The organism is Halococcus sediminicola (assembly GCF_000755245.1).
Taxonomy (GTDB): Archaea; Halobacteriota; Halobacteria; order Halobacteriales; family Halococcaceae; genus Halococcus; species Halococcus sediminicola.
The window spans coordinates 72,254-96,969 of the sequence record NZ_BBMP01000004.1; the positions used below are offsets into that span (position 1 = coordinate 72,254).

Below are 24,716 nucleotides of genomic sequence, written 5' to 3' on the forward strand. Positions count from 1 at the left end.
CCGACGTGGGGACATGGAGCTACTGGACGAGTCCATCGTTCCCGAACACGCCCGCGAGGTGAAACAGGACGCCCACGAGTTCGCCGAGGAGTACATCGCGCCCAACGCCGAGGAATACTTCGAAAGCGGCGAGTACCCGTGGGAGATCCTCGAAGCCGGCCAAGAGGCGGGGCTGGTCGCCCAAGACATCAACGAGGACCTCGGCGGACGGAACCTCGACCTCCAGCAGATGCTCGCCATCGGCGAGGAGTTCTACAGGGCCGACGCGGGCATCGCGCTCACGCTCCAACTGGCGAGCTTCGGCGCGGAGATCGTCGAGAAGTATGGAAATAAAGACCAACACGAGGAGTATCTCCGCCCGGTCGCCGAGTGCGAGCAGATCACCGGCTTGGCAGTGTCGGAGCCCCAGACCGGCAGCGACCTCGCCGGGATGCAGACCACCGCCGAGAAGGACGGCGACGAGTGGGTCCTCAATGGCGAGAAATACTGGGTCGGCAACGCCGTCGAGGGCGATTGGCTCACCGTCTACGCCAAGACGGACGACTCCGACGACCGCTACTCGAACTTCTCGATGTTCATCGTGCCCACGGACGCGCCGGGCTACGAGGCCGAGCACATCCCCGAGAAGATGGGCTTTCGCGCCTCGAAACAGGGCCACATCTTCTTCGAGGACTGCCGGATCCCCGAGGCGAACCTCGTCGGCAACGAGGGGACGGGTTTCTACATGCTCGCCGAGTTCTTCAACCACGGCCGTATCGTCGTCGGCGGTCACGGGTTGGGTCTCGCCGCGGCAGCCATCGAGGAGGCCTGGGAGTTCGTCCACGACCGCGACGCCTTCGGCCGCGAGGTCAGCGAGTTTCAGTCGGTGCAGCACGATCTGGCGGACATGCTCATCGACTTCGAACGCGCCCGCGCGCTCAACTGGCGCGCCGCCGAGAAGGTAGCCAATCAGGACAACGCGGGCTACTGGGCCGCGTTGGCGAAAGCGAACTCGACCGAGACCGCCGTCGACTGTGCCGAGAAAGGGATGCAACTCCACGGCGGGCGCTCCGTGTTGACCGAGAACCGCATCGCGCGCGTCTATCGTGACTGCCGGATCCCCGTCATCTACGAGGGAGCCAACGCCGTCCAGCGCAACCTGATCTACAGCCAGCGCCAGTAGATAACCACCGCTCGATCAGAAATCCTCGCTGAGAATCACCTCCTGCGCCGGAAACATCCCGTCGAGACGCGCCGCCACCTCGTCCGATTCGACGGCGAGGTCGCCGGCCATCCTTGCCCGTTCGATCGAGAAATGGCCGACGAACAGCTGTGAGAGCGTCGTAATCCCGACTCTCGCGTCCGGCGACTCGTCCACACGAGTGCAGGTCGCCGCGCCGTCTTCCACCGCGAGCGCGAACGTGTCGTCGTTCCACGCGGCGGTCGAGTCGTCGACCGAGAGGACAACGCGGCCCTCGGCGGGCGTGGGATAGTCGAGGGTGGCGAGCGCCTGCTCGACGTCGACGAGACGGACCATTCCGCCGGGCGTCAGTTCGCAGTCGATGGCACGCGGGTCGTCGACGAGATCGAGGAGGGGCCAGTCGAGGCGGCCGCGGATGCGGACGCGCTCGACCTGCGAGTCGTGGTAGTACAGGAATCGAAGGAGATCGAGAAACGCTTCGTGGTCGATCGCGTTGCATTCCTTGACCCACATCGTTCGCCCGTCGTCGGTTTCGACGTCGTAGACGACGTAGCCCCGGAGGTCGCCGTTTCGCTCCACACCGTAGACGTAGGGGTCGTTCTCGCGACCGGTGAAAATCCGATCGCGCCACCACTCCTCGCTGCGGCGCATCCAGAGCGAGACGCCCTCGCCGCCGGCCGCGAGCACCGGATTCATCGCCGCGAAATCGTCGGCACTCAGCCGGCGGAACTCGCCGCCGTCGGTCCCCGCCGCGAAGGCGAGTGCCTCGGGATCGCACTCGTAGATCGCCGTGGTGCCGGCCCGTGCCCAGCCGTACCGTCGGTAGAAGGCGTACTCGAACGGCCAGAGCGCGGAGAGATACTGGTCCCGTTCGCGGTACTCGACGAGCGATTCGCGGAGCAGTCGGGCGATCAGTCCCTGCCGGCGGTTTTCGGGTGGGGTGGCGACGCCCGCGAGTCCCGCCAGCGGGTGCTCGCCGCCGCGTACCGTCGTCGTGAACCAGTGGTGAGTAGCGGTACAGAGCAGTTCGTCACTGTCGAACAGACCGCGGCGCGCGCCGGGTCTCGCTCGCCGCGGGAGGTCGTCGACGTTTTCGGAGATTTCCGACGGTTCGGCGGGGCTGAAGGCGTACTGATGGATCGCCCGGAACTCGTAGATGCGGTCGTCTGGAACTGAGCGGTACGTTGGCATGATCGTCCTGCAGTCCGACCGGTGAAATAACTGGCCCGTCAGAGCAAGAAGACGCCGCCGCCGACCACCGCGAGCGAGCCGAGTCCGACACAGACCAACCAGAACGAAACGCGCTCGACCAGTCGCATCAGCGCGTCGATGGTGAGATAGCCGACGACCGCGCTCGTGGCGAGCGCCACGGCGGCCATCGCGGGCGAGATCGCCGGAATCCCGTCGCTGAGCGTCGTGACCACGCCCGCGCCGAGCGCCGCCGGAATCGAGAGTAGGAAGGAGAGCCGGAACGACGACGGACCGTCGTGGCCCCGCAGCAACAGTGCGCTCGCGGTCGTCCCCGACCGGGAGATGCCCGGCAAGATCGCCAGTCCCTGCAGACCGCCCACCAGCACCGCATCGAAGAGGTCCGGCGTCTCGCGCCGCCCACCACGGTCCTCGACCCCGCGCTGGACGAGTCCCGTGACGACCAGCAGACCGCCGATGAGCGCGACGAACGCCCCGCCCGCCAGTTGACCCACCAGTTCTTCGAGCACCAGCAGAGCGGGTAAGCCGACCGCCGCGGTCGCGAGCGTGGCGACGACCAGGAAGGTGAGTTCCGAGCGCTCGCGGTCGAACGCTCCGTCGGGCCGCCAGTTGGGGATCTCGCCGAGGAGTTCAATGACCTCGTCGCGGTAGTAAGCGAGCGCCGAGAGCGCGGTCCCGGCGTGGAGAAAGAGCGATAGCTGGACGGCGACCGCCGGCGAGACGTTCTCGACGACGGTGAGATACAGCGTGATGTTCCCCTCGCTCGAAATCGGCAGCCACTCGAAGACACCCTGTAAAATCCCGACGACGAGCGCCAGCACGACCGATCGGTCCATGTCCACCGGCCACGGCGGCCGGATAAAGGCGGTTCGATTGCTTCCTCCCACGCGCCTGACTGTGAAAATACCGATACACGTATGTGGGGCGACCGCGTATGATGTCAGCGTATAGACGTGAATGGACTGCTCGCCGACCAGTTCGGGACGACCGACAACGCCCTCCCGGTCCGCGAGAGCGCGGTACGGGTGTCCGTCTGGTTCGCACTGTTGTTGACCGCGCTGCTCGCCGTCTGCGTGCCGGTCGTCGCGGCGGCGAGTGGGTTCCCGACCCCGGTACTCGTCGTGGTGGCCGGCCTCTGTTATCTCGCCGTCATCCTCGTGAGCGGACACGTCCAGACCGGTCTCGCGAGCGCCGTCGTCGTCCTCAGTCTGTTCGACGTCGCCGTGACGCTCGTCGACGGCCCGGGCATCGCGACGGTCGACGTCGTGGCGGCCGACCTCGTCGCCGTTCCGCTCCTGTTCGTCCTGCTGTACGAGAGCGTCCGTGACGGGGTGTCGCTGCGGGTCAACGAGCGCTCGCTCGCGGCAGTCGGCCTGCTGGCGTTCGTCTGCTGGGCGTTCGCCGCGGGCGTCGTCGCCAACGGCGTCTCGTCGGCGGCCGCGTTCATGTACGCCATCGAGCAGTTGCGCAACCTCGTCGTGTTCGGCGTCGCCGCGCTGATCGTCTACCACATGGATGTCCGTTGTGTACTCTATCCGTTCCTCGTGGCCGTCGCCGGCAACCTGCTCGTCTCGCTCGCCCAGATCACCAACGGGGGAATGCTCGGCTTTCCCTTCTTGGGTGAGCCACCCGACAGATATCTCCGCTCGTTCGTCCTCGGTTCTACCGACGTCGCAACCGGCTTTTACGCGGGGGGGTTCGTCGGCCACGGCCGCGAACTGGTGATGGTGTTGCTGCTGGCGCTCCCGCTCGCGGTCGTCGTCGCGGTTCGTCGCGCGTGGTTCTCCCCGGTGGTGATCGTCGCCATCGCCGCCTCGGTGTTCTCGATTCGCATCGCCGACACGGATGCCGGCTGGGCGACGCTCATCCTCCTCGGACTCGGTTTCGGCGCGTCCCTCACCGTCTGGCTGTTCTTCGCGTCGAACCGTCGCTTTTCAACCGCCATCACGGCGGTCGCCGGCGTCGTGGCCGTCGCGGTCTGGGGCGCCGTCGCCCGCGTCCTGTGGGCCATCTTTCAGTCGAGCGACGGCGACACCGGAATTTTCCGTACCGACACGCTCGCGGTCCGGGTCGAGGAGTACATCACGGCGGTGCAGGTCGCCGTCAAATACCCGTTGTTCGGCATCGGCGGGAAGAACTTCTATCTGCTCTCCGAGCGCTACGGCCTGCCGGCCGACCTCGGCGTTCACAACACCATCCTCACGAACCTCGCCGCGACCGGGTTCGTCGGTGGTGGCTTCTACCTCCTCGCCGCCCTCGCCGTGGCGTTCGTCGCCCTTCGGTTGGTGGTGGCGACCGAGGGAACCGAACGCCTGCTCTGGGTCGCCATGCTGGCGGCGATGGCCGCCTTCCACGCCTACTCCTCGTGGATGGCGGCCTACCACTGGACGGTCGGCAACGCGGCCTTTTGGCTGCTCGCGGGTGCGACGGTCGGGGCCGCGAGCAAGCGATACCGGAATCGAGCCACGCGCTCGCGGCTCGGCTCGTCGGTCACCGGCCGCCTGTCGGGCTGAGGCGAACGGGACGTTTTACTGCCACGCCGTGTTGTGGTTCGCATGCGCGATGCATACGTCGTCGGCGCGGGCCAGTCGCCGTTCGGCTCGTTTCCCGACGCAACCTACCGCTCGCTGTTCGATACCGCCTTCGGGCACGCCCTCGACAGCGTGGATGGCGAACTCGATCCCGACCGCATCGACGAGGCTTTCCTCGGCACGCTCGGCGTCGGCGGTCGCCAGATCGGCCTGAGTGGCCCCGCAGTCACCGAACACGTGGGACTGCACGGCGTGCCGACGACGCGCGTCGAGAACGCCTGTGCGGCCGGCGGCTACGCGTTCCGGTCGGCGGTCACGGCGGTGCAGTCGGGTCGAGCGGACGTCGCCCTCGCGGGCGGCTACGAGGTGATGACCGACACGAGCGCCGACCAGACCCGGTGGTGGCTCGGCGTGAGCGGCGACACCGAGTACGAGCGCCTCAGCGGGACGACCTTCGCGGGCGTCTATGCCCAGATGGCCAACGCCTACTTCCACGAGTACGACGCTGACCCGGAATCACTCGCGCGCGTCGCGGTCAAGAATCACGCCAATGGTTCGAAAAACCCGAACGCACACCTCGGGTTCGCCTGCTCGATGGACGACGCGACGAACGCGCCGCCGGTGGCCGAGCCGCTCAATCGCTATCACTGCTGTCCGATCTCCGACGGGGCGAGCGCCGTCCTCGTGGTTTCGGAGGACATCGCCGAGGAATTTTCGCCCGTCCGCGTCGCGGGTGTCGGCGCGGCGAGCGGTCGCGTCGGCCTGTTCGAGCGCGAAACCCTCACGTCGATTCCGGCGAGCAAAACTGCCGCCCAACGCGCGTACGAACGGGCGAGAATCGGTCCTGCGGACGTGGATTTCGCCGAGGTCCACGACTGCTTCGCCATCGCCGAACTACTGGCCTACGAGGACCTCGGCTTCTGCGAGCGCGGCGAAGCAGCGACGCTCCTCGAAGACGGACGGACGGACCCCGACGGCGAGCGGCCCGTCAACACTTCTGGAGGGTTGAAATCGAAGGGGCATCCCATCGGCGCGACCGGCACGGGACAGCTCGTCGAGCTGTTCGAGCAGTTTCAGGGTGAGGCCCATGTACAGGTCCAGAGTCCACAGGTCGGACTCGCCCACAACGTCGGCGGGAGCGGTGGCGGGGCCACAGTAACGGTTCTCGAACGCACGGACGTCGGGGGTACGCAATGAGAGGCATCGACGACGCCGCCGTGTATCTCCCGCGCTATCGACTGGCCGGCGAGGAAGTCGAGGCGGCGTGGGGACGGAGTCCACACAGCGAGACGGTCGTTCCGGGAGCCGACGAGGACGCCTTCACGATGGCCGTCGCGGCGGCCGGTCGACTCTTCGAACAGGCCGACTCCGAGCGCGAGGCGGTCGAGCACGTCGCTCTTGCGAGTACGACGCCCCCATTGGAGGAAGGGCTGTTCGCACCGCGACTCGGGCGCGCACTCGGGTTGGGAAACGAGACCGAAACCAGCGAGTACACCCAGAGCACGCTCGCGGGTGCCGAGGCGCTCTCGCGCGCGCTCGACGCGAGCGGGCCGGCGCTCGTCGTCGTGACCGACTGCCCCGCCAGCGACCCGGCGGACGGCTGGGGTGCCGGCGCGGTCGCACTCCTCGTGACCGACGACGCCGCAGTCGTGGTTCCGGAGCGGGCGTGGTACACCGACGAGTATCCGGGGCTCCGCTACCGCGAGCGCGGCTCCGAGACTGTGGAATCCATCGGCGTCACGACGTACGAGCGAACGGCGACCCGCGAGTGTGTGGCCGGAGCCGCCGCACAGCTCGATGGCATCGAGAGCGTTGCACACGCCACACTCCATCAGCCCGACGGACGGATGCCGGGTCGCATCGCTGGCGACCTTCCGCTCGACGGCGGTGCAATCGAGCGCGGGACCGTCGTCGATCGAGTGGGCGACGCCGGCGCGGCGACCGTCTTTCTCGGATTGACTCGTGTGCTCGCAACCGCCGCCACGGACGACCGGACGCTCGTGGGTGCGTTCGGCAGCGGCGGCGCGGGCGCGGCGTTCGTCTTCGAAGGGACTCTTCCGGTAGCGGGTCTCGACGGCGGCGACCTGCCCGACGGCGAGCGGATTTCGTACGCGCACGCCCTCCGCAAGCGCGGCGTGCTCGACGAGGAGGAAGTCGCGGGCGGCGGCGCGCGCGTGAGCCTGCCGACGTGGCGCGAGAGTCTCGACCAGCGCTACCACCTCCGCGCCGGACGCTGTCCCGACTGCGGAAACGTACAGTTCCCGCCAGAGGGTGCTTGCTCCGACTGTGGCTCACGGGCCGACTTCGAGCCACACGACCTTCCCCAAGTCGGCACGGTGCGGGCGCGGACGGTCGTCGGGCAGGGCGGCGCACCGCCCGAGTTCGCGACCCAGCAGCGCCGCGACGGGGCCTACGGGGTCGTCGTAGTCGGCTTCGAGGGGACGGACGTGACGCTGCCGGCCCAGCTCACCGACTGTGACCCAGAGAGGGTGCAAATCGGCGATTCGGTCCGGGCGGTCGTCCGGCGCATCTACGAACAGGAGGGCATCGGGCGCTACGGCGTGAAATTCGTGCCGGCCGAGTAGCCGTCGATGGCGGGGAGTGAATAGTGGGGTTTCTTGTATCGCACTGTCGATGACGACGTATGCCGTACAGCTACGAGCCGCACTACTTCGAGGACCTCGACGTGGGCCAGACCTTCGAGAGCGCCGGGCGCACGGTGACGGAGACGGATTTCGCCATCCACTCGATGTTCACCGGCGACTGGACCGAACTCCACACCAACAAGGAATACTCCGAGGACGGTCCCTTCGGCGCGCGCATCGCGCAGGGACCGATGACGTTCATCCTCTCCACAGGACTCTTCCAGCGCACAGGGATCGTCGAGCGAACAGTCGTCGCCTTTCTCGGGATGAACTACATGGATATTCCGAATCCGGTGTTCATCGGCGATACAGTGTCTGCGGAGTACGAAATCACCGACAAGCGCGACCTCGAAAGCCGCGACGACGCGGGACTGGTCGTGGTCGATACCGAGATGACCAATCAGGACGGCGAGTCGGTCTTCGCCGGCGACATGAAGTTCCTATTCAAGCGCAAGGACGCCGAGGCTGCGGACGGATAGCGAAACGGACGGCCTCAGAGGTTACCCACGGTAAACGTGGAACAGGGATGAATGGTAGTTGGGAGTCTCGTTATCCCCGTTCCGAATCAGATCACGACCGGGTCTGAAATAGATCGTGTGCTTGCGTAGACAGGTCAAGGTATACCGACACACGAATCCCGACGACCGTCACTGAACTCGCCCACTCGCACGAACGTCAGCGTCCCGACCCACACGCTTTTCGAGACGCCGCCGAATGGGGGAAGTATGGCCGACATCGATCTGCTCGACGAACCGCGCGCCATCGACACCCACGCCCACCAGCCGACCGAGGAGTTCCTCCACGACGCCGGCGGCGAGATGATGCACGATGCGGCCGGCAAGTTCGGTACGGAACTCGAAACGTGGGGCTACGAGGAGATGATCGACGAATACCACGCGGCCGGCATCCGCCACACCGTCCTGCTGGGGTGGGATGCAGAGACCAACACCGGCAATCCACCGGTCGAAAACGACTACGTGGCCGAAGTCCGCGACGAGTATCCCGACTTCTTCACCGGCTTTGCGAGCGTCGACCCCCTCAAAGACGACTGCGTGCAGGAGGCCGAGCGCGCGATCGAGGACCTCGACCTCTCGGGATTCAAATTTCAACAGATAGCGCAAGGGTTCGACCCGAGCGCACCCGACCACGACGAGTTGTGGGAGACCATCGAGGACCTCGGCGTCCCAGTCGTGTTCCACGGTGGGAACTCCACGTTGGGGGCTGGTTCACCGGGCGGACGCGGCCTTCGGGTCAACCACGGCAACCCGCTCCTCGTCGACGACGTGGCCGCGCGCTTTCCCGACCTCCAGATCCTGCTCGCGCATCCGGCCTTTCCGTGGGAGAAAGAGCAGTTGGCCATCTGCCAGCAGAAGGGGAACGTTTACATGGATCTGTCGGGCTGGCTCCCCAAATACATCGACGAGCAGGTGCTCCACTACGCGGGCACCATCCTGCAGGACAAAGTGATGTTCGGTACCGACTACCCGATGATCCGTCCGGAGGCGTGGCTCGACTCCTTCGCAAAACACACCGACTACTCCGAAGAGATCCAACGAAAACTCCTCTGGGAGAACGCCGAGGCGTTCCTCGGCCTCTGAGACGACTTTCGTTTGCAGGCAGCACGCCGAACACGCCCGTCGGCGACGATCGGCCATGGACGACGAGCAGTTCTTCTCCGACGTCGAATCGCGCGCCGATCTCGATAGCCACGAGCAGGCGGTCGCGGCCGCCGAGTCGGTCCTCGGCGTGCTCGGCGAACGGCTCAACACGATAGAGGCGCTCGCCGACGAACTCTCCGCAAACCTCGCGGCGGCACTCGACAGCGCGGGCGACGAAGCCGCCGGGTTCACCCCCGACGAGTTCGTCGAGTGGGTGCGCGAGGCCGAGCGCGAGAAGACGACCGACCTCGATGCCGACAAGGCCCGACTGCACACGCAGGCAGTCTTCGAGAGTCTCTCGGAGTCTGTCGCCGGGGAGACGTGGAACGCGGTCAGAGCCCAACTGCCCGACGAGTACGAGCGCCTCTATCGGGCTGGCTGAGCCGGCCGAATCACTCGTCCGAGCGCGTGCCCATCAGTAGCGTGTCTTCGACGAGTACGCGCTGGGCGCGGCGCAGGCGTTCGGAGAGTGCCTGATGGGAGATGTCGAGTTCATCGGCGAGGTCGGAGACATCGATCTCTCGTGGGACCGAAAAGTAGCCCTGCTCGGTCGCCAGCGTGAGCGCCTCGTACTGCTTTTCGGTCAGGCCGTAGCGACCCACCGGGTTGCCGTCCATCTCGCGGATGGTCTGGACTTCGAAGGTCAGTCCGTTGGCCTCACAGAAGTCGTAGGTCGCCGACAGCGAATCGCGGGTCGGGTAGAGCACCCGGAGATACCACCAGCCGTCGGCCCCGTAGGCGTCGAGGATGGTCGCCTCCGAGCCGGTGAGCATCTGGACGACGAGCTGGATGTCGGCGACCCACTCCATCCGGTAGAGCGATTCGGCGTCGAGTTCGCTCAACGGCGAGGGGTCGGCGACGCTCGGGTCCTCGGCCAGCGCCGTCTCGAAGGCCTCGTGGCTCGCACCGCGGAGCCAGACCAGCGGCATGACGACATCGTCACCGGTCTCGACGATGCGCTCGATCTCGCACTCGATGTCCGGTCCCGACGCGAGCGTCTCGTAGAGTGCGAACTCATCGGCAGGCACTCGGCCCTTGACGACTGTCGCCATCGATGGGCGGACTACTGGGCCGAAACGGATAAACGGGCGGACTCGTCGCGAGTTACTGACTCTCGGCGTCCGCGGCGTCGGTGGTGTCGTCGTTGCCGCTACTGGGGCTGAGCATGCGCTTCACCAGCCGGATCCCTAAAAGCGCCCCGACGCCAGCGGCCAGCGCCCCGGGAACTCCGTATCGTTTGTAGCCTTTCTTCCCTGCCTTGATGACTGCCGTGCTACCGAGCATGGACGGACACAACGGCAGCCGACAAAAAAGCGCTGTGCCTGCATGGGCGGAGTGCAACGTTCAAGTATTCACACCGCAAATCGAGCGCAATGGTCCGTTCACGCCGCAGGTTCCTCGCCACCCTTCCGCTCGTCGGCGGTCTCGCACTCGGTGGCTGTCTCACTCTCAACCCTACAGTTTCGGCCAACACCGATAGTTCGGCCGTCTTCGAGAAGATATCGACCACCGAACCGTGGGTCAGCGGCCGCGTCAAGACGTCGGTCACGCTCGCGTCGAACGCGACGAGCGAACAGAGCGTCACCGACCTCACGGTGACGACCGAGAGCGGGAAATCGTTCGACTCGGCGACGGTCGATAGCGGCCAGACCAGCGGTCTCACCCTCTATCTCCCGGCGGGCGAGAACGCGACCATCACCGCTACCGATTCGATCAACGGAACGACCATCGAGACGCACACGGTGAAAACCGGCGGCGACGAACTCTTCTGACTACCGTTGGGAGCCACGGAGGATGAGCGGGCCGATGGCGAGTGTACGTTTGGCGATCGTCGCGACCCGAGCGATATACGCGATGAGCAACAAGAACGGGAGCGCCGAGACCGTGAACGCACCGGAGACGAGCCAGAGGATGTCCGGGACGCCGAGCGTCGCGCCGGTGAGCGTGCTGCCATCGACGAACGCGAGCATCGCACCGGCGACGACCAGCGCCGGCACCGCCACGTAGAGAATGAGTTGTGAGAGGTCGATGAGCGCCCACTCGAAATAGAGGGTCTTGATGTGTTCTCTGGCGGGACCGAACATCGACAGCGTCGTCCTGAGTTCTTCGAGGATCGCGTGGTCCTCGTCGGTCAGGCTGTCCTCGTGGTCGTCGCCGATGCGTTCGACCTGAAAGACCTTCCAGCCGTAGTTGAAGTTCAGCGCCGCAAAGAGCACGTCGAACTCGCCGAAGGTCGCGCCTTCGAGTTCGTCGTCGACCTCGTCGGCATTGCCGGCGATGCTCTCGGTGAACTCGTCCACTTCGGCGCGGAGTTGGTCGTCGTCGTTGTCCGAGACGGCGTCGCGGAGTGCCACCGCTCGGCGCCGTGTCGCGTCGATGATGACCCGGAGGAACATCGATGGGTCGGCCGGCATCGGCTGGCCGATGAGGTCGCGGGTGTACGACCGGAAGTCCATCGTGTCGCTCATGCGGGCGTGCTGTTCGCCGAGCGGGCCGTTCTCTTGGGAGATGACGAGCTGTGAGATGGTGAGCACGAGCGTCGTCGCGGTGACGATGGCGCTGACCATCGTCGAGAACATCGTCTCGATGGTGTCGGCGGTTCTGAGACTCGCCTCGAACGGCGGATAGACGAACACGCCGAGGACGACGAACGCCACGAACACCGAGAGCGCAAGCAGGCCGGTGATGAACAGGCGGTTCGCACCGAGCATGACCCAGAGCTTGATGCGGCTCTCGTCGGCGCGCTCGCGCATCGTGTTCGCCGTGCCGACGTCGACGTCCGGGTCGATGTCCGAGTGCATCTCGACGTCCGCTTCCGGGTCGGCATCGATGTCCGTCCGTGCGTCGGGGTCGGCGCTCATGCGGACCCCTCGACGGGGCGTTTGAGCACCAAGAATTTCGTGCCGCCGCCGGCGTACTCGACACTTGTAACGAGTTCCCAGCCCGCAGCGCCGAGTTCGTTCAGTTCCGCTTTCGGGTCGCTCGCCTCCTTCTGTGTCGGCCCGCGCGGCGGGCGCAGCGTCTCGTATTCCCACTCGGTCATGATCGGATGGTCACGGACGGCCTATCGGAAGCCGACGGCTAAACGGCTCCGCTTTCGACAGCAACGCCCGCGAGTGACCCCGAGCGCACTCGCCAGGCCGTCAAAACGGCTATGCCGGTCGCCGTGATACGTCACGTCATGACAGTTCGTGAGGCGACGAGCGACGACGCGGAGTCGATCGCGGGCGTGGCGCGGGTGTCGTGGAAATACGACTATCCCGACATTCTGAGCCGCGATACGGTCGAACAGGGCGTCGAGGAGTGGTACGCACCCGAGACCATCGCCACCGAAATCGACAGCGACGACGCGGTGGTACCGGTGGCCGAGCGCGACGGCGAGATCGTCGGGTTCGCCCACGCCGTCGAGGACGAGACCGGCGGCACGATTTTGCGCGTCTACGTCGCGCCTGACCACCGAGACGAGGGCATCGGCGGCGACCTGCTCGGCCACACCCACGAGGCACTCGCCGACCGCGGTGCCGAGCGGGTGCGCGCGATGGTGCTCGCCGAAAACGAGCCGGGCAACGAGTTCTATCGGCGCTTCGACTTCGAACTGGACGAGAAAAGCGAGACCCGCATCGGGGAGGAGACCTACCGCGAGAACGTCTACGTCCACGAATGAGTGGTGGGTCGACACCCAAATATTCACCCGTAGCGATTTATCCCCGGTCTCCGAACGGGAGGCGATGACACACGACACGCCGATCCGCGTCGACCACGTGGGTATCGCGGTCGAGTCCATCGCCGATGCCGAACCCGTCCTCGTGGCGCTCGGCTGCGAGAAACTCACCGAGGAGTCGGTCGAGGGGCGATTCCGATGGGCGTACTACGAACTCGGCGACGCCTCGCGGCTCGAACTCATCGAACCCGAAACCGAGGGATTTCTGACGGAGTTCCTCGACGAGCACGGGCCGGGACTCCATCACGTCACGCTCGAAGTCGCCGACATTGTGCGGGTCATCGAGGCGTGCGAGGCGGCCGGGTTGCGGGTCATCGACCGCACGGATTTCGAGGAGTGGACGGAGGCGTTCGTCTCGCCACGGAACGCAACGGGAACGCTCTTTCAACTGATGGAGTACCACGAGGGGTACGCGAACGAGCGCCCCGCTGGAGAGGGGATGTACGTCGGCGGCGCGCGACTCGGCGGACGGATGGAGTGAGGGGAGGCCGGCGATTCCCAACGGCTTAACCGTCTCCCATCCCTATCGGACGCATGAGCGAAGAATCATCGGGGCGGAAGAACCTCCGCATGCCCGACGACAACCAGGTGTTCGCCGTCGTGACCCAGCACAACGGCGGCAATCACGTCCAACTCCAGTGTATGGACGGCAAGGAGCGCATGGGCCGCATCCCCGGTCGCATGAAGTATCGCGTCTGGATCAACGAGGGCGACGTCGTGCTCGTCGAGCCGTGGGACTGGCAGGACGAGAAGGGGACCATCGAGTGGCGCTACTCCGACCAAGACGCCGACCAGCTCCGTCGTGAAGGCCACATCGAATAGCCGTTTTACTCCGATCGGACGAACTCGGTCAGCGTCATCGGCTCCGCACGGAACAGCCGCGCGTCCATCTCCGAGAGGTCGTCGGCGACGGCCGGCGCGAACGCCATCCGGTCGACGACGTCGCTGTCGACATCGACGCCCGGCGCGATCTCGGTGAGCGTGACGCCCTCATCACCGAGTTCGAAGACGGCCCGCTCGGTGACGAAGACGATCGGCTGGTCGGTTTCGAGCGCGTAGTCGCCGCTGAACGTGACCTGTTCGACGCGCTCGACGAATTTCGGTGCTCCAGCCTCGCTTTCGACGGTGAGTCGTCCGTCGCCGACGGACACCGAGGAGTCGCCGGTCGTGAGCGTGCCACAGAAGACCACCTTCTCGGCGTTCTGAGTGATGTTGATGAACCCGCCACAGCCCGGTAGCTGCGAGCCGAACCGGCTGACGTTGACGTTGCCGTCGCGGTCGGCCTGTGCGATGCCGAGATAGCCGATATCGAGTCCGCCGCCGTCGTAGAAGTCGAACTGCTCGGGCGAACTCACGAGCGCGTCGTGGTTGCTGGCCGTTCCGAAGTCGATACCGCCGGACGGCGAACCACCGATGGGACCCGCCTCGACAGTTTGAGTGATCTCGTCGCTGACGCCGCCGGCGGCCGCGACGGCCGGAATCGCCTCGGGCACGCCGACGCCGAGGTTCACCACGGCGTCGGGCACCAGCTCCATCGCCGCCCGACGCGCGATGACCGTCCGCGCGGTCAGCGGCGTTTCCTCTGGCGTCGAGTCGCGCGGTGGCCGGACCTCGCCGCTCAGCGCACCGCTGTAGTCGGTCCCGTACGTCTGCGTGTGGTCCTCGGCGGGGGCTTCGACGACCGTATCGACGACGATTCCTGGGATATCGACCTCGCGTGCGTCGAGCGAGCCGGCCTCGGTTACGCGCTCGACCTGTGCGATGACGGTCCCACCGGCGTTGTGGGCGGCCTGTGCGGTCGCCAGCATGTTCGCCGTGAGCGCCTCGCGTTCCATCGAGACGTTGCCGCGCTCGTCGGCGGTCGTCCCGCGAATCAGCGCGACGTCGGGCGCTATCGCGTGATAGAACAGATACTCCTCGCCGTCGAGCGTAATGACCTCGACGAGGTCCTCGGTGGTCGCGTCGTTCGCCTTCCCGCCCGTTCGCCGCGGGTCGACGAACGTCCGCAGTCCGACGGTCGTTACCGTTCCCGGTTTGCCGGCTGCGGCGTCGCGTAGCAGGTGGTCCATCGCGCCGAAGGGCAGGTTGTAGGCCTCGACGTCGCCGTCGACGATGCGCTCCATGAGCTGCGGGACGAACCCCCAGTGGCTGCCGATGACCCGTTCGAGCATCCCGTCGCGTGCGAGATGGGCGACGCCGTGCCCCTGTCGGTCGCCCTCGGCCGCGGGATGGTACAGCGTGAGGTCGCCGGGCGACCCCGTTCGTGCGTAGCGCTCGCCGAGCGCCGAGAGCAGGTGTTCGGGGATCCCGACGGCGACGAACCCGCCGACGGCGATCGTATCGCCTGCGGCGACCGCCTCGACGGCCGCGTCGGCGGGTCGAACGAGTGACATACGTCCCCCGTCTCGGGTTTGGAACATAGGCGTGTCGGTGCCGTCCGACCGCCGACTTACCGAGGCATCGATCTCACTGAGAGTGTTCGTCGACGCCACCGATGACGTGGATGGCGTCGGGCGGGAGCGCCACTCGAACCCGCTCGCGCTCGCCAGCGAGCAGGTCGTCGACGGACGGCGAGAGCGCGAGGCGCACGGTCTCGTCGCCCCCGTCGAGTGCGACGTCGATCAGATGGCCGTCACCCTCGAAGACCCATCGTGTGACGGTTCCGGTGAGGGTGTTCGGGTGGTCGACCTCGACGAGTCCGACGTACTCGGGTCGGATGCAGAACCAGACCTCGGTGCCCACTCCTTCCTCGATGGTGGCGTCGAGTCGCCGACCGTTCCAATCGAGCGCGGGCCCCGCTTCGGTGTCGATAACTCGTCCCCGAAACAGATTGACGCTGCCGGTGAACGAGGCGACGAAGGGCGTCGCGGGGTGGGCGAATACCTCCGAGGGCGTATCGAGTTGATGGATCTCGCCGTCGGCGATGACCGCCAACCGGTCGCCGATAGCCGTCGCCTCGCGCTGGTCGTGGGTGACGTAGATAACGGGGACGTCGAGCGAGGAGAGTATGGGTCGGAGTTCGTCGCGGAGCCGACGTTTGATCGGCGCGTCGAGGTTGGCGAGCGGTTCGTCGAGCAGCAATGCATCGGGGTCGGCCGCCAGCGAGCGTGCGAGCGCGACCCGCTGGCGCTCACCCCCGGAAAGAGTGTCCGCGCGCTGGTCGAGTATTCCCGCTATTTCGAGCGTGTCGGCGAGTTCCGTCACCCGACCCTCCGATCGGGCGGCGTAAGCGACGTTCTCGCGGGCGGTCATATGTGGAAAGAGCGCGCCATCTTGAAAGACTAGCACCGTGCCACGCGCTTCGGGTGGCTGCCCGGTGAGATCCAGCCCGTTCAAAACGACCTCGCCGGCGTCGGGAGTGACGACGCCCGCGATCGCCGACAGGAGCGTGGTCTTGCCACAGCCGGACGGCCCGAGAATTGAAAGGACCTCCTCGCCGACGGCGAGGTCGATGGGACCGAGTTCGAAGTCGCCGTGGGATTTCCACACGCCGTCGACGACGAGCGTCATTCCCACGGATTGGCCGCGATGGTGTTGAGAACGGCGAGCGCCGCGACCGAGATGAGAAGGAGGAGAATGGCGATGGGGTAGGCGTTGTCGAGTCCGAGCTCGACGAACGAGACCCAGATCTGGACCGGCATCGTCCGGGGGTAGTACGACAGCATCATCGTCGCGCCGAACTCGCCCATCGCGCGCGCGAAGGTGAGCGTCACGCCGGCGAGAATCCCCGGCATGGCGAGCGGTAGCGTCACGTTCTGTGCGGTCGTCCACCGCCCCTTGCCGAGCGAGCGCGAGGCGTGTTCGAGGTCGAGCGGGACGCCCTCGAAGGCCGCCTTCGCCGTGACGACGATGAACGGCGAGGCCACGAACGTCTGAGCGAGCACTACGCCGGTCAGCGAGCGTGTGAGCGGCACGCCGGCGCTGGCCGCGGCCGCGCCGATCGGTGCGCCGGGACCGAACACCGTGAGCAGGACGATACCGCCGACCGTCGGCGGGAGCACCAGGGGAAGGACGACGACCCCCAGCACGGCGTTCGTCCAGCGCGACTCGCCCCGCGCGAGCCAGTACGCGAGCGGCAGTCCGAACACGGTGGCGACGGTCGTGCTGATCGACGCCGACAGCACCGACGTCGTCGCCGCGTCCACGACCGTCGAATCGGTCATTCGGGCGATGACCTCACCCGGCGGTACCGACAGGAACAGCGAGATCAGCGGCGCGAGATAGTAGAGACAGAGCACGCCGCCGAGGACGAGCGCGACGGTGAGCCAGTCGAAACCGAGCAGCGTCGTTCCGGTTCGGGACGGATTCGAGCGTGTTGCCATCGGCGAGTTACGACCCTGGTCCCGACTTCGACGGTGACGGTCGGCCGCTGTGATCGCCAAGCGAGGACTGTGCCCCAGAGTTCGCCGTCTCGGACCCACCGATCACTCGTTGCACCCGTTTCGGCACGCTTCCCTCGTAGGTCGGGAATCCCTCGCGCAGGACGAAGCCGTGTTCGTCGAGGTAGTCACCGGTCGTATGGGCGGCGAACACGTCGAGGGCGGCGTCGCTCGTCTCTCGGATGGTCGCCCCGTAGCTGACGAGTCCCCCTCGTACCGTCCGGCCGTTCGGCAGCGAGTACGAGACCGTCGAGTACCAATCCTTCTCGTGTTCGGGGTTGCTCAGGTCGATCTCGTCGGGCAGATCGATGTACTCGTAATCGCGCTCGACGGCCATGTTCCGGTAGGCGATGGCGGCGTCGATCGAACCGCTCTCGAAGCGGCTGATGAGGCCCGTCTCGGGGTAGATCTGATTTCGTTGGAGGAGTTTCTCCGTGAGGTTCGACGCATCCTCGTAGTACCGCGAGGCGAGGTCGAGGGTAAAGCGGGTCCGGTAGCCGAGCGGGTCCTGATCGGGGTCGGTGCGGCCGAGTCGCACGTCCCCGTCGGCCAGCGCCTCGTACCAGTTTTCCGGCCCCGCTTCGGCGAGGCGCTCGCCGCCCTCGGTGTCGGGATTGTACGCGACGACGACGGCGTTACTCGCAAACACGGAGTGCCACGCCGGCGAGAGCGGCCGGTCGAACAGCGCCACGTCCGCTATCGAGAGGATGTCGGGGTCGCGCTTGCCCTCGGCGACCAGTCGGGCGACCGTCGCCGAGCCGTGGGCTTCGACTTCGACAGGAACGTCGACGGCGGCAGCGAGACCGTTCGACAGCGCGTTCTGGAGGCTCCCGGCAGCGAGGATCGAGACCGGATCGGTATCGCCGGCGGTTCCCTTGCGCCCGCCGGTGCGGCTGAAACCGCTCCCCACGCACCCGGCGAGACCCACGAGCCCCGCCGAGCCGGCCGCGCGCAGGAACGTGCGGCGCGAACGGCTGGCCGGCCGGCGTTGTTCCCTCATGGACACAACCGGGTTGTTCTCGATTCGTCATAAACGCTTTGCCCGCCCGCCCGAACCGACCGACATGGATCTCGATGCGGGTTTCGACGCCCAGTTCGACAAGTCGGGGGTCGGGTTCGACGAGCGCGACGCGGCGCTGCTGCGGGCCATCGACGACCACGGCTCGCTCAACGCGGCCGCCGACGCGCTCGGGCGGTCGTACTCGCGCTCGCAGCGCCGCGTCGTCGCCCTCGAAGAGGCCTTCGGCCCACTGGTCGCCCGCAAGCGGGGCGGTTCGGGGGGTGGCGGAAGCAGCCTCACCGAGGCCGCCCACGATCTCCTCGCCGCGTTCGACCGCCTCCGGGCGGAGTTCACCGGTGTGGCCGAGGTCGGAGAGACGGTGCTTTCGGGCACCGTCGCCGACCGCGACGGCGAACTCGCCACGGTCGAGACACTCGCTGGAAGCGTCCGGGCGATCGTCCCCGCGACGGCCCGCGACGTTCGCCTCGCCGTCCGGGCCGATGCCGTCACGCTCCACGCACCGGGGGCGACCCCGGAATCAGAGACCAGCGCCCGCAATCGGTTTCGCGGGACCGTCGTCGACATCGACGGCGGCGATGCGCTCGCGCGCGTCGCGCTCGACGTGGGAACCGACACGCGACTGCTCGCGCTCGTGACACGGGAGAGCATCGCCACGCTCGACCTCGCGCCCGGGGACGACGCGCTCGCCTCGTTCAAGGCGACCGCGACGCGGGCGACTCCGGCGCGGGCCGACGGGGAGAACCGAATCGACCGCTGATTCGAAGGGTGGGTTCGCCGTCCGCCGTCACTCGGGCAGCAGCGAGCGGGGAACGGGGAGCAACTGGCCGATGAGGTCGCGGTGATCGGCCGCGAACTCCTTGAGCAGGGAGACGTCGCCGACGTGGAACAGTTTCGCCAGCGCGAGCGGGTTGCCGCCGTTGGCCGCCGTGAGCGTGTCGTTGCTGAGTCGGTGGAGGTCGCGGATGAGGCGGTCGTAGCGCTCGGTCGGGGCGTAGTAGAGCAGGTGGGTCATCAGCAGGCGCACCGCGACCTTCGGGGCCACGTCGCGATGCCAGAGCGTGTCGTAGATCGTCATCTCGTCGGCCGAGGTGTCCATCCGACCGGTGAAACAGCGGTCGGCGGTGACGGCCGCCGCCCGCCCGGATTTCATGCACTTGTCGATGCCCTGTCCCCACAGCGGGTCGATCGAGGGGACGGTGTCGCCGATCGCCATGAATCCGTCCGTACTCAACTGGCCCGGCGGCTGGATGTGTGCCGAGCCACGGTGCTGGCTGTCGTCGATGCGCTCGGCGTTCGCGAACCGGGGGTCGTCGTCGAGCCAGCGCGTGAGCGCGTCGTCGATACGGACCCGTTCGGCCTCCGGGCTGTACTTTTCGTTCTGGATGAAGCAGAGACCGACCTTCGCCGTGTCCGCGCCGGTGTGGAATATCCACGCGTAGCCGCCGGGCGCGAGGTCGTGGTCGAGTCGGAGCATCATCGCGTCGGTGAGGTCGGCGTAGTCGGGACAATCGAGGTCCACCCCATCGAACTCCCACTCGATGCCGATGGCCTGTTTGCTCCGCTGCAACTCGCTCATCCCGAGCGCTTTGGCGATCGGGGCGGACGGGCCGGTCGCGTCCACGACGATGTCGGCGTACACCTCCTTCCCGCCGCCGTAGCGCACGCCGGCGACCGCGCCGTCTTCCATGATGGGCTGGGAGACGCGGGCATCGAAGCAGTAGGTCGCGCCGCGCTCGCGGCCATCGCGAACGAGATAGCGCTTGAAGTCGGCGAATTCGAGGACCGCACCGGGTTGGGTGAGGTTGAAGTTCTCGCTCGGCGACTCTAAGACGACACTGTCGGTGTAGTTCATCACCACGTCGTCGGGGATGCCGAACGATCCCATCATCGAGGGGAACGTTCCCCCGGTGGACTTGTTGCTCTGGGCCGGGAACGTTCCTTCGGGCTCGGTTTCGAGGACGAGCACCTCGTAGCCGCGCTCGGCGAGGTCTCTAGCACACTGTGCGCCGGCGGGACCAGCGCCGGCGATGACGACGTCGTACCGGTCGGGCATGAAAACGGTTCGGTTCGGTGTGCTATTTAGTCTTGCTGGCTGGGCCTCGGGTGTGGGTAGGTGTCACTACTCGCGGTAGCCCTTGCGGAAACTGCGGAACTCGCTACGATGTGACTCCTCGTCGCTCAGGATATCGATGGCGAGGTCCTCGGTCACGGGGTCGTCGGCCTCTTGAGCGGCTTTCATGAGCGAACGGTAGGTGTCGATGGCCGCCTGTTCGTACTCGATGACGCCGTCGATGACGCTCAGAACGTCGGCGGTGTCTTCGGGCGGCTGGAGCGCCTCCTGTGCGGGTTCGAACTCGAACGACCCGAGCGGCTTCGCGTCAAGTTCCTTCAGGCGTTTGCTGAGGCGCTCGGCGTGGAGTAGCTCTTCCTGTTTGGCGTCGGCGCGGAGGCTGTCCTTGACCTCGGCGGCGCTGACGCCGTCGAGCACCGCGGCGTTCGTGAGATAGTTCATCACCGTCTCCATCTCGTCGTTGTAGGCGCTGCGGAGCAGTTCTATCACTTGGTCGTCTGCCATGAATCCATATAGTCGGTACAGACTCTTAGTGCTACTGGCCCCCGTCCGGGGTCATCGACTCGGGGCGCTCGCTGCCTGCGAAGACCGTTTCCCGCCCTCCTTCGCTCCTCCAAACCTTTAACCACGCACGCCGAGCGCCCCGGAGTATGAACCGCAGTCGAACGGTGGCAGCGACATGAGCGACGACATCCCTGGTTCCGAACCGCTCACCACCGACCCGCCGGCACTCGATGCGCCGCAGGCATCGAACATCGCCGCAGAGCGGTTCGGGAAACGCGGAACCGCCACGGAACTGGGCGGGGAGCGAGACCGGAACTTCCGCATCGACACGGACGAGGGGGACAGATACGTTCTCAAGGTGTACAACCGGGCGGACGACGAAGGAACAATCGATTTCCGCACGCAGGCGATACGACACATCCACGACACGGATTCCGACCTGCCGGTGATGGACGTCATTCCGACGGTCGACAGGGCCCCGTGGACGTCGGTGACCGTGGACGGCGAGACCCATCTCGTACAGCTGTTCACGTTCGTCCCCGGTCGGAGCGCGTCGTTCGAGAATCTCGACGACGATGCGCTGTACGCATACGGCGAGAGCGTGGCGCGGATGGGGCGGGCGCTGCGCGGCTTCTTCCATCCCGAAGCGGGGTACGACATCATCTGGGACCTCCGCCACGCGTCGGCACTCCGTTCGTTGCTCGACCACGTCACCGACGACCGGCGACATGACCTTGCCGAGGACGTCCTCGACCGATTCGACGAGCGCGTCGAACCCGCCTTCGGCAACCTCCGCGCGCAGGTGATTCACAACGATCTCGGGCCGGACAACGTGCTATTGGACGAGCACGACAGGGTGAGTGGTATCACGGACTTCGGCGACCTCACCCACACGGCGCTCGTCTGTGACCTCGCCGTCGTACTCGCCAACGTGCTGAACCGCCACGACGACCCGCTTGCGGCGGCCCAGTCGGTTGTCAGAGGCTACGTGGGTGTCACGCCGCTGGAGGACGCGGAGATTCGCCTGCTGCCGGACCTCGTGGCGGCACGACTCGCCGCGAGAGGGATCATGCACGCGTGGAAACGCGAGAAGTACGCACACAACGCCGACGACGCCGACGAGCTGTGGGAGACGTTGCTGGCGCTCGAGGGGACCGATCTCGACGCACTGAGACGGCTCCTGCGAACCGCCGCGCAGGGAAGCGCCGTTCCATATACTCAAACCGAGACGTCCGAACTGCTCTCGCGCCGCCGGCGGGTGCTCGGTTCGGCGCGGCTCTCGTACCGTGACCCCGTCCACTTCGTCGCCGGCGACGGCGCTTGGCTGTTCGACGGGTCCGGACGGTGCTACCTCGACGCGTACAACAACGTGCAGGTCGTCGGACACGCGAACCCCGAGGTCACTGCCGCCATCGAGACGCAAGCCCGCAAACTGACCACCAACACCCGATACCTGCACGAGTCGACGGTCGCGCTCGCCGAGCGGCTGCTGGCGACACTGCCCGACGAGTTGGACAGAGTCATACTGGTCAATTCGGGCAGCGAGGCCAACGAGGTCGCGTGGCGGCTGGCGACCACCCGGACGGGTCGAGAGGGCGGTATCGTGACCGACCACGCCTACCACGGCATCACCGACACGACGGCGGCGCTGTCGCCGGAGAACTGGCCGGACGGCTACCGGCCATCCCACGTCGAGACCGTCTCGCCACCGGTCGGCTCCGAGTATCACGGAATCGATGCCGCCGATTCCGCGGCGACGATGGCCGATGCGCTCGACGCGCTCGGGGAACGAGGGTCGGAAATCGCCGCGTTCCTATTCGACCCGCTGTTCGCCAGCGCCGGCATCCTCCCGCCGGAACCCGCGAAACTCCGCCGGATGGTCGAACAGGTCCACGAGGCGGGCGGACTCGTCGTCGCCGACGAGGTGCAGGCCGGGTTCGGGCGAACCGGTTCACATATGTGGGGGTTTCAGGCGGCGGACGTCGTCCCCGACGTCGTCACGATGGGCAAGCCGATGGGCAACGGCCATCCCGTCGCGGCCGTGGCGACGCGCTCGGAGATCGCCGCGACGCTCAGGGAGCGAACCGGACTGTTCAGCACCTTCGGCGGGAACCCGGTGTCGTCGGTGGCGGCGCTCGCCGTACTCGACGTCATCGAAGACGAGGAGCTACTGGCGCACACCGCCGCGGTCGGCGACTATCTACAGGAGAGCCTGACACAACTGGCTGCACAGTACGACTCCATCGGGGAGATACGCCGGAGCGGACTCATGGTCGGTGTCGAACTCGTACAGGACCGGGAGACGTGGACGCCGGCGACGGACGAGGCGACGGAAGTGGTCGACCGTCTCCGGCAGCGCCGCGTTCTCATCGGCGCGACCGGGAAAGCGGGGAACGTACTGAAGATTCGGCCGCCGCTGGTGTTCGAGAGCGATCACGCGGACCACCTCGTGGCGGCGCTCGATGACGTGCTCGCTGGGTTGGAGTAGGTTCACGACTCGGTGGAATGGGTGTGGTTTGGCTCTTCGACGGCTCTATCGCGATCGATTAACGCCGTCGCGACCCCCCGATTCCATGCCAATCTTTTTGGTCACATGGCGGGAGTATAACGTGGGAGTGGGTCACTCCCGGAGGAGACACTCACACATGGAATTCAGTGGGACGTTCGAACTCGACGACACGACGACCGAGGAAGTGTGGCTCGCGCTCTCGGACCCGGTGATGATCGCACACGCGCTGCCGGGTTGTGAGTTCCTCGTCGAGGTCGAGGACACGAACCCGGACTTCGACGCCCTCCGCGAGGAGTATAGCGAGAGGGACGTCGAACCGACCTCGGACCCGGAAGTCATCGCCGAGCGCGCCTTCGAGGAAGGGAATCATTACGCCGGCATCGTCGGCATCAGCATCGGTCCGGTGAATCCGACCTTCGAGACGGTGGTGACCATCGACGAGCGCGACCAGCCGTACATGGAGGCCTCGGGGGAGGGGTCGGCCGGCGACAGTTCCTTCGAGATGACCTCGTGGATGGATCTGACCGACGTCGACGACGGCGTCGAAGTCGAGTGGCAGACCGAGGCCGACGTGTTCGGGCGCATCGCGGGGATGGGCCAGCGCGTCATCAACCCGGCGGCCAACCAGGTCGTCAAGCGGTTCTTCTCGTCGGTCCAGGACGAACTACGCGAGCGCGAAATCGCCGAAGGCGGCGAAGTCGAAGCGGCCGAATCGACCGACGACGACCGCGGCATCGTCGACCGCATTCTCGGCCGATCGGAAGGAAACTAACACATGACAGAACACGACATCGAGATTGCGGTCAACGGCACGGAACACGAACTCACCGTCGATTCACGGACGCTGCTCGTCCACGCTCTGCGCGACGAGTTGGGCTATACAGGGACGAATATCGGCTGTGAAAGTTCGACCTGTGGGGCCTGTACGGTGCATTTGGACGGCGACGCGGTGAAATCCTGTACGCTACTGGCGGTACAGGCCGATGGCAGCGAGGTCGGCACCGTCGAAGGACTCGCCGACGACGGCAGCTACGCCCCGATTCAGGAAGGGTTTCAGAAGGAGCACGGTCTCCAGTGTGGCTACTGCACGCCCGGGATGATGCTCGCGGCGAACGACCTGCTGGAGCGCAACCCCGACCCCGACGAGGAAGAGATTCGGGAAGCGATCGAGGGCAACCTCTGTCGGTGTACGGGCTATCAGAACATCGTCAACGCCGTCGAGTTCGCCGCCGACGAGATGGCCGAGGTTGCGGCGGACGGAAGCGGCGAACCCGCAGGGAGTGACTGA

At 66.4% G+C, this 24,716-nt stretch carries 27 protein-coding genes; 15 read left to right on the forward strand and 12 right to left on the reverse strand.

What is annotated here, in order from left to right; translation table 11 throughout:
• The first annotated feature begins 13 nt into the window (after window positions 1-13).
• Entirely contained in the window at window positions 14-1,162 is a 1,149-nt protein-coding gene (locus tag ACP97_RS01515; protein WP_049996080.1) for an acyl-CoA dehydrogenase family protein, read from the forward strand.
• A 15-nt stretch (window positions 1,163-1,177) separates the two neighbouring features.
• Here ACP97_RS01515 and ACP97_RS01520 read toward each other — a convergent pair whose 3' ends face one another.
• Window positions 1,178-2,371 carry a GNAT family N-acetyltransferase gene (locus ACP97_RS01520; RefSeq protein ID WP_049996081.1) on the reverse strand — a complete coding sequence of 398 codons (1,194 nt, stop codon included), beginning with the start codon at window positions 2,369-2,371 and terminating at the stop codon, window positions 1,178-1,180.
• Window positions 2,372-2,409: 38 nt separating this feature from the next.
• The gene (locus ACP97_RS01525; protein WP_049996082.1) at window positions 2,410-3,225 is read right to left on the reverse strand and encodes an undecaprenyl-diphosphate phosphatase; all 816 of its coding nucleotides are present in this window, start codon (window positions 3,223-3,225) and stop codon (window positions 2,410-2,412) included.
• A 117-nt stretch (window positions 3,226-3,342) separates the two neighbouring features.
• On the opposite strand from ACP97_RS01525, the gene ACP97_RS01530 reads away from it, so the two are divergent.
• The 6 genes from ACP97_RS01530 to ACP97_RS01555 all read left to right on the forward strand — a co-directional run bounded on the left by ACP97_RS01530 (window position 3,343) and on the right by ACP97_RS01555 (window position 9,605).
• A complete protein-coding gene (locus ACP97_RS01530) occupies window positions 3,343-4,902 on the forward strand; it encodes an O-antigen ligase family protein (protein WP_049996083.1) in 1,560 nt (519 codons plus the stop codon).
• 42 nt (window positions 4,903-4,944) lie between these two features.
• Complete coding sequence (locus ACP97_RS01535) at window positions 4,945-6,117, forward strand: thiolase C-terminal domain-containing protein (protein ID WP_049996084.1); 1,173 nt, start codon at window positions 4,945-4,947, stop codon at window positions 6,115-6,117.
• A complete protein-coding gene (locus ACP97_RS01540) occupies window positions 6,114-7,505 on the forward strand; it encodes a zinc ribbon domain-containing protein (RefSeq protein ID WP_049996085.1) in 1,392 nt (463 codons plus the stop codon). The genes ACP97_RS01535 and ACP97_RS01540 overlap by 4 nt, the downstream gene beginning before the upstream one ends.
• Window positions 7,506-7,564: 59 nt before the next feature.
• Entirely contained in the window at window positions 7,565-8,044 is a 480-nt protein-coding gene (locus ACP97_RS01545) for a MaoC/PaaZ C-terminal domain-containing protein (RefSeq protein ID WP_049996086.1), read from the forward strand.
• A gap of 246 nt (window positions 8,045-8,290) precedes the next feature.
• Entirely contained in the window at window positions 8,291-9,163 is an 873-nt protein-coding gene (locus ACP97_RS01550) for an amidohydrolase family protein (protein ID WP_049996087.1), read from the forward strand.
• Between the two features lie 55 nt (window positions 9,164-9,218).
• Window positions 9,219-9,605 (forward strand): DUF2267 domain-containing protein, encoded by a 387-nt coding sequence (locus ACP97_RS01555; RefSeq protein ID WP_049996088.1) that lies wholly within the window; start codon window positions 9,219-9,221, stop codon window positions 9,603-9,605.
• 10 nt (window positions 9,606-9,615) lie between these two features.
• Here the strand turns inward: ACP97_RS01555 and ACP97_RS01560 are convergent, their stop codons facing one another.
• Window positions 9,616-10,275, reverse strand: a complete 660-nt coding sequence (locus ACP97_RS01560; RefSeq protein WP_049996089.1) for a helix-turn-helix domain-containing protein — start codon at window positions 10,273-10,275, stop codon at window positions 9,616-9,618.
• A 52-nt stretch (window positions 10,276-10,327) separates the two neighbouring features.
• Complete coding sequence (locus ACP97_RS01565) at window positions 10,328-10,507, reverse strand: hypothetical protein (RefSeq protein ID WP_049996090.1); 180 nt, start codon at window positions 10,505-10,507, stop codon at window positions 10,328-10,330.
• An 89-nt stretch (window positions 10,508-10,596) separates the two neighbouring features.
• On the opposite strand from ACP97_RS01565, the gene ACP97_RS01570 reads away from it, so the two are divergent.
• Window positions 10,597-10,995 carry a hypothetical protein gene (locus tag ACP97_RS01570; protein WP_049996091.1) on the forward strand — a complete coding sequence of 133 codons (399 nt, stop codon included), beginning with the start codon at window positions 10,597-10,599 and terminating at the stop codon, window positions 10,993-10,995.
• Here ACP97_RS01570 and ACP97_RS01575 read toward each other — a convergent pair whose 3' ends face one another.
• Window positions 10,996-12,084, reverse strand: coding sequence for a hypothetical protein (locus ACP97_RS01575; protein WP_049996092.1), 1,089 nt, complete (start codon window positions 12,082-12,084; stop codon window positions 10,996-10,998).
• Window positions 12,081-12,266, reverse strand: a complete 186-nt coding sequence (locus ACP97_RS01580; protein ID WP_049996093.1) for a hypothetical protein — start codon at window positions 12,264-12,266, stop codon at window positions 12,081-12,083. The genes ACP97_RS01575 and ACP97_RS01580 overlap by 4 nt, the downstream gene beginning before the upstream one ends.
• A 138-nt stretch (window positions 12,267-12,404) precedes the next feature.
• Between ACP97_RS01580 and ACP97_RS01585 the strand changes: the two genes are divergently transcribed.
• From ACP97_RS01585 to ACP97_RS01595, 3 genes are all read left to right on the forward strand, one after another.
• On the forward strand, window positions 12,405-12,887 hold the full coding sequence (locus ACP97_RS01585) for a GNAT family N-acetyltransferase (protein ID WP_049996151.1): 483 nt from the start codon (window positions 12,405-12,407) through the stop codon (window positions 12,885-12,887).
• Between the two features lie 64 nt (window positions 12,888-12,951).
• Entirely contained in the window at window positions 12,952-13,425 is a 474-nt protein-coding gene (locus ACP97_RS01590) for a VOC family protein (RefSeq protein WP_049996094.1), read from the forward strand.
• Window positions 13,426-13,478: 53 nt separating this feature from the next.
• A complete protein-coding gene (locus ACP97_RS01595; protein ID WP_049996095.1) occupies window positions 13,479-13,766 on the forward strand; it encodes a translation initiation factor eIF-1A in 288 nt (95 codons plus the stop codon).
• 5 nt (window positions 13,767-13,771) lie between these two features.
• Here the strand turns inward: ACP97_RS01595 and ACP97_RS01600 are convergent, their stop codons facing one another.
• The 4 genes from ACP97_RS01600 to ACP97_RS01615 form a co-directional block, all read right to left on the reverse strand.
• Complete coding sequence (locus ACP97_RS01600; protein WP_049996096.1) at window positions 13,772-15,337, reverse strand: acyl CoA:acetate/3-ketoacid CoA transferase; 1,566 nt, start codon at window positions 15,335-15,337, stop codon at window positions 13,772-13,774.
• Between the two features lie 73 nt (window positions 15,338-15,410).
• Entirely contained in the window at window positions 15,411-16,454 is a 1,044-nt protein-coding gene (locus tag ACP97_RS01605; RefSeq protein WP_049996097.1) for an ABC transporter ATP-binding protein, read from the reverse strand.
• Window positions 16,451-17,266, reverse strand: a complete 816-nt coding sequence (locus ACP97_RS01610) for an ABC transporter permease (RefSeq protein WP_049996098.1) — start codon at window positions 17,264-17,266, stop codon at window positions 16,451-16,453. Before ACP97_RS01610 ends, ACP97_RS01605 begins: the two co-directional genes overlap by 4 nt.
• A gap of 7 nt (window positions 17,267-17,273) precedes the next feature.
• Window positions 17,274-18,323, reverse strand: coding sequence for an extracellular solute-binding protein (locus ACP97_RS01615; protein WP_049996099.1), 1,050 nt, complete (start codon window positions 18,321-18,323; stop codon window positions 17,274-17,276).
• A 64-nt stretch (window positions 18,324-18,387) separates the two neighbouring features.
• Between ACP97_RS01615 and ACP97_RS01620 the strand changes: the two genes are divergently transcribed.
• Window positions 18,388-19,101, forward strand: coding sequence for a TOBE domain-containing protein (locus ACP97_RS01620; RefSeq protein ID WP_049996152.1), 714 nt, complete (start codon window positions 18,388-18,390; stop codon window positions 19,099-19,101).
• Between the two features lie 27 nt (window positions 19,102-19,128).
• Here ACP97_RS01620 and ACP97_RS01625 read toward each other — a convergent pair whose 3' ends face one another.
• Both ACP97_RS01625 and ACP97_RS01630 read right to left on the reverse strand, forming a co-directional pair.
• The gene (locus tag ACP97_RS01625) at window positions 19,129-20,397 is read right to left on the reverse strand and encodes a digeranylgeranylglycerophospholipid reductase (RefSeq protein WP_049996100.1); all 1,269 of its coding nucleotides are present in this window, start codon (window positions 20,395-20,397) and stop codon (window positions 19,129-19,131) included.
• Window positions 20,398-20,463: 66 nt separating this feature from the next.
• A complete protein-coding gene (locus ACP97_RS01630; RefSeq protein ID WP_049996101.1) occupies window positions 20,464-20,919 on the reverse strand; it encodes a ferritin-like domain-containing protein in 456 nt (151 codons plus the stop codon).
• A gap of 175 nt (window positions 20,920-21,094) precedes the next feature.
• Here ACP97_RS01630 and ACP97_RS01635 point away from each other — a divergent pair, with 175 nt between their 5' ends.
• From ACP97_RS01635 to ACP97_RS01645, 3 genes are all read left to right on the forward strand, one after another.
• On the forward strand, window positions 21,095-23,407 hold the full coding sequence (locus ACP97_RS01635; RefSeq protein WP_049996102.1) for an aminotransferase class III-fold pyridoxal phosphate-dependent enzyme: 2,313 nt from the start codon (window positions 21,095-21,097) through the stop codon (window positions 23,405-23,407).
• A gap of 157 nt (window positions 23,408-23,564) precedes the next feature.
• Window positions 23,565-24,200: a CoxG family protein gene (locus tag ACP97_RS01640; protein WP_049996103.1), complete on the forward strand. Its 636-nt coding sequence runs from the start codon at window positions 23,565-23,567 to the stop codon at window positions 24,198-24,200.
• Between the two features lie 3 nt (window positions 24,201-24,203).
• Window positions 24,204-24,716, forward strand: coding sequence for a (2Fe-2S)-binding protein (locus ACP97_RS01645; protein ID WP_049996104.1), 513 nt, complete (start codon window positions 24,204-24,206; stop codon window positions 24,714-24,716).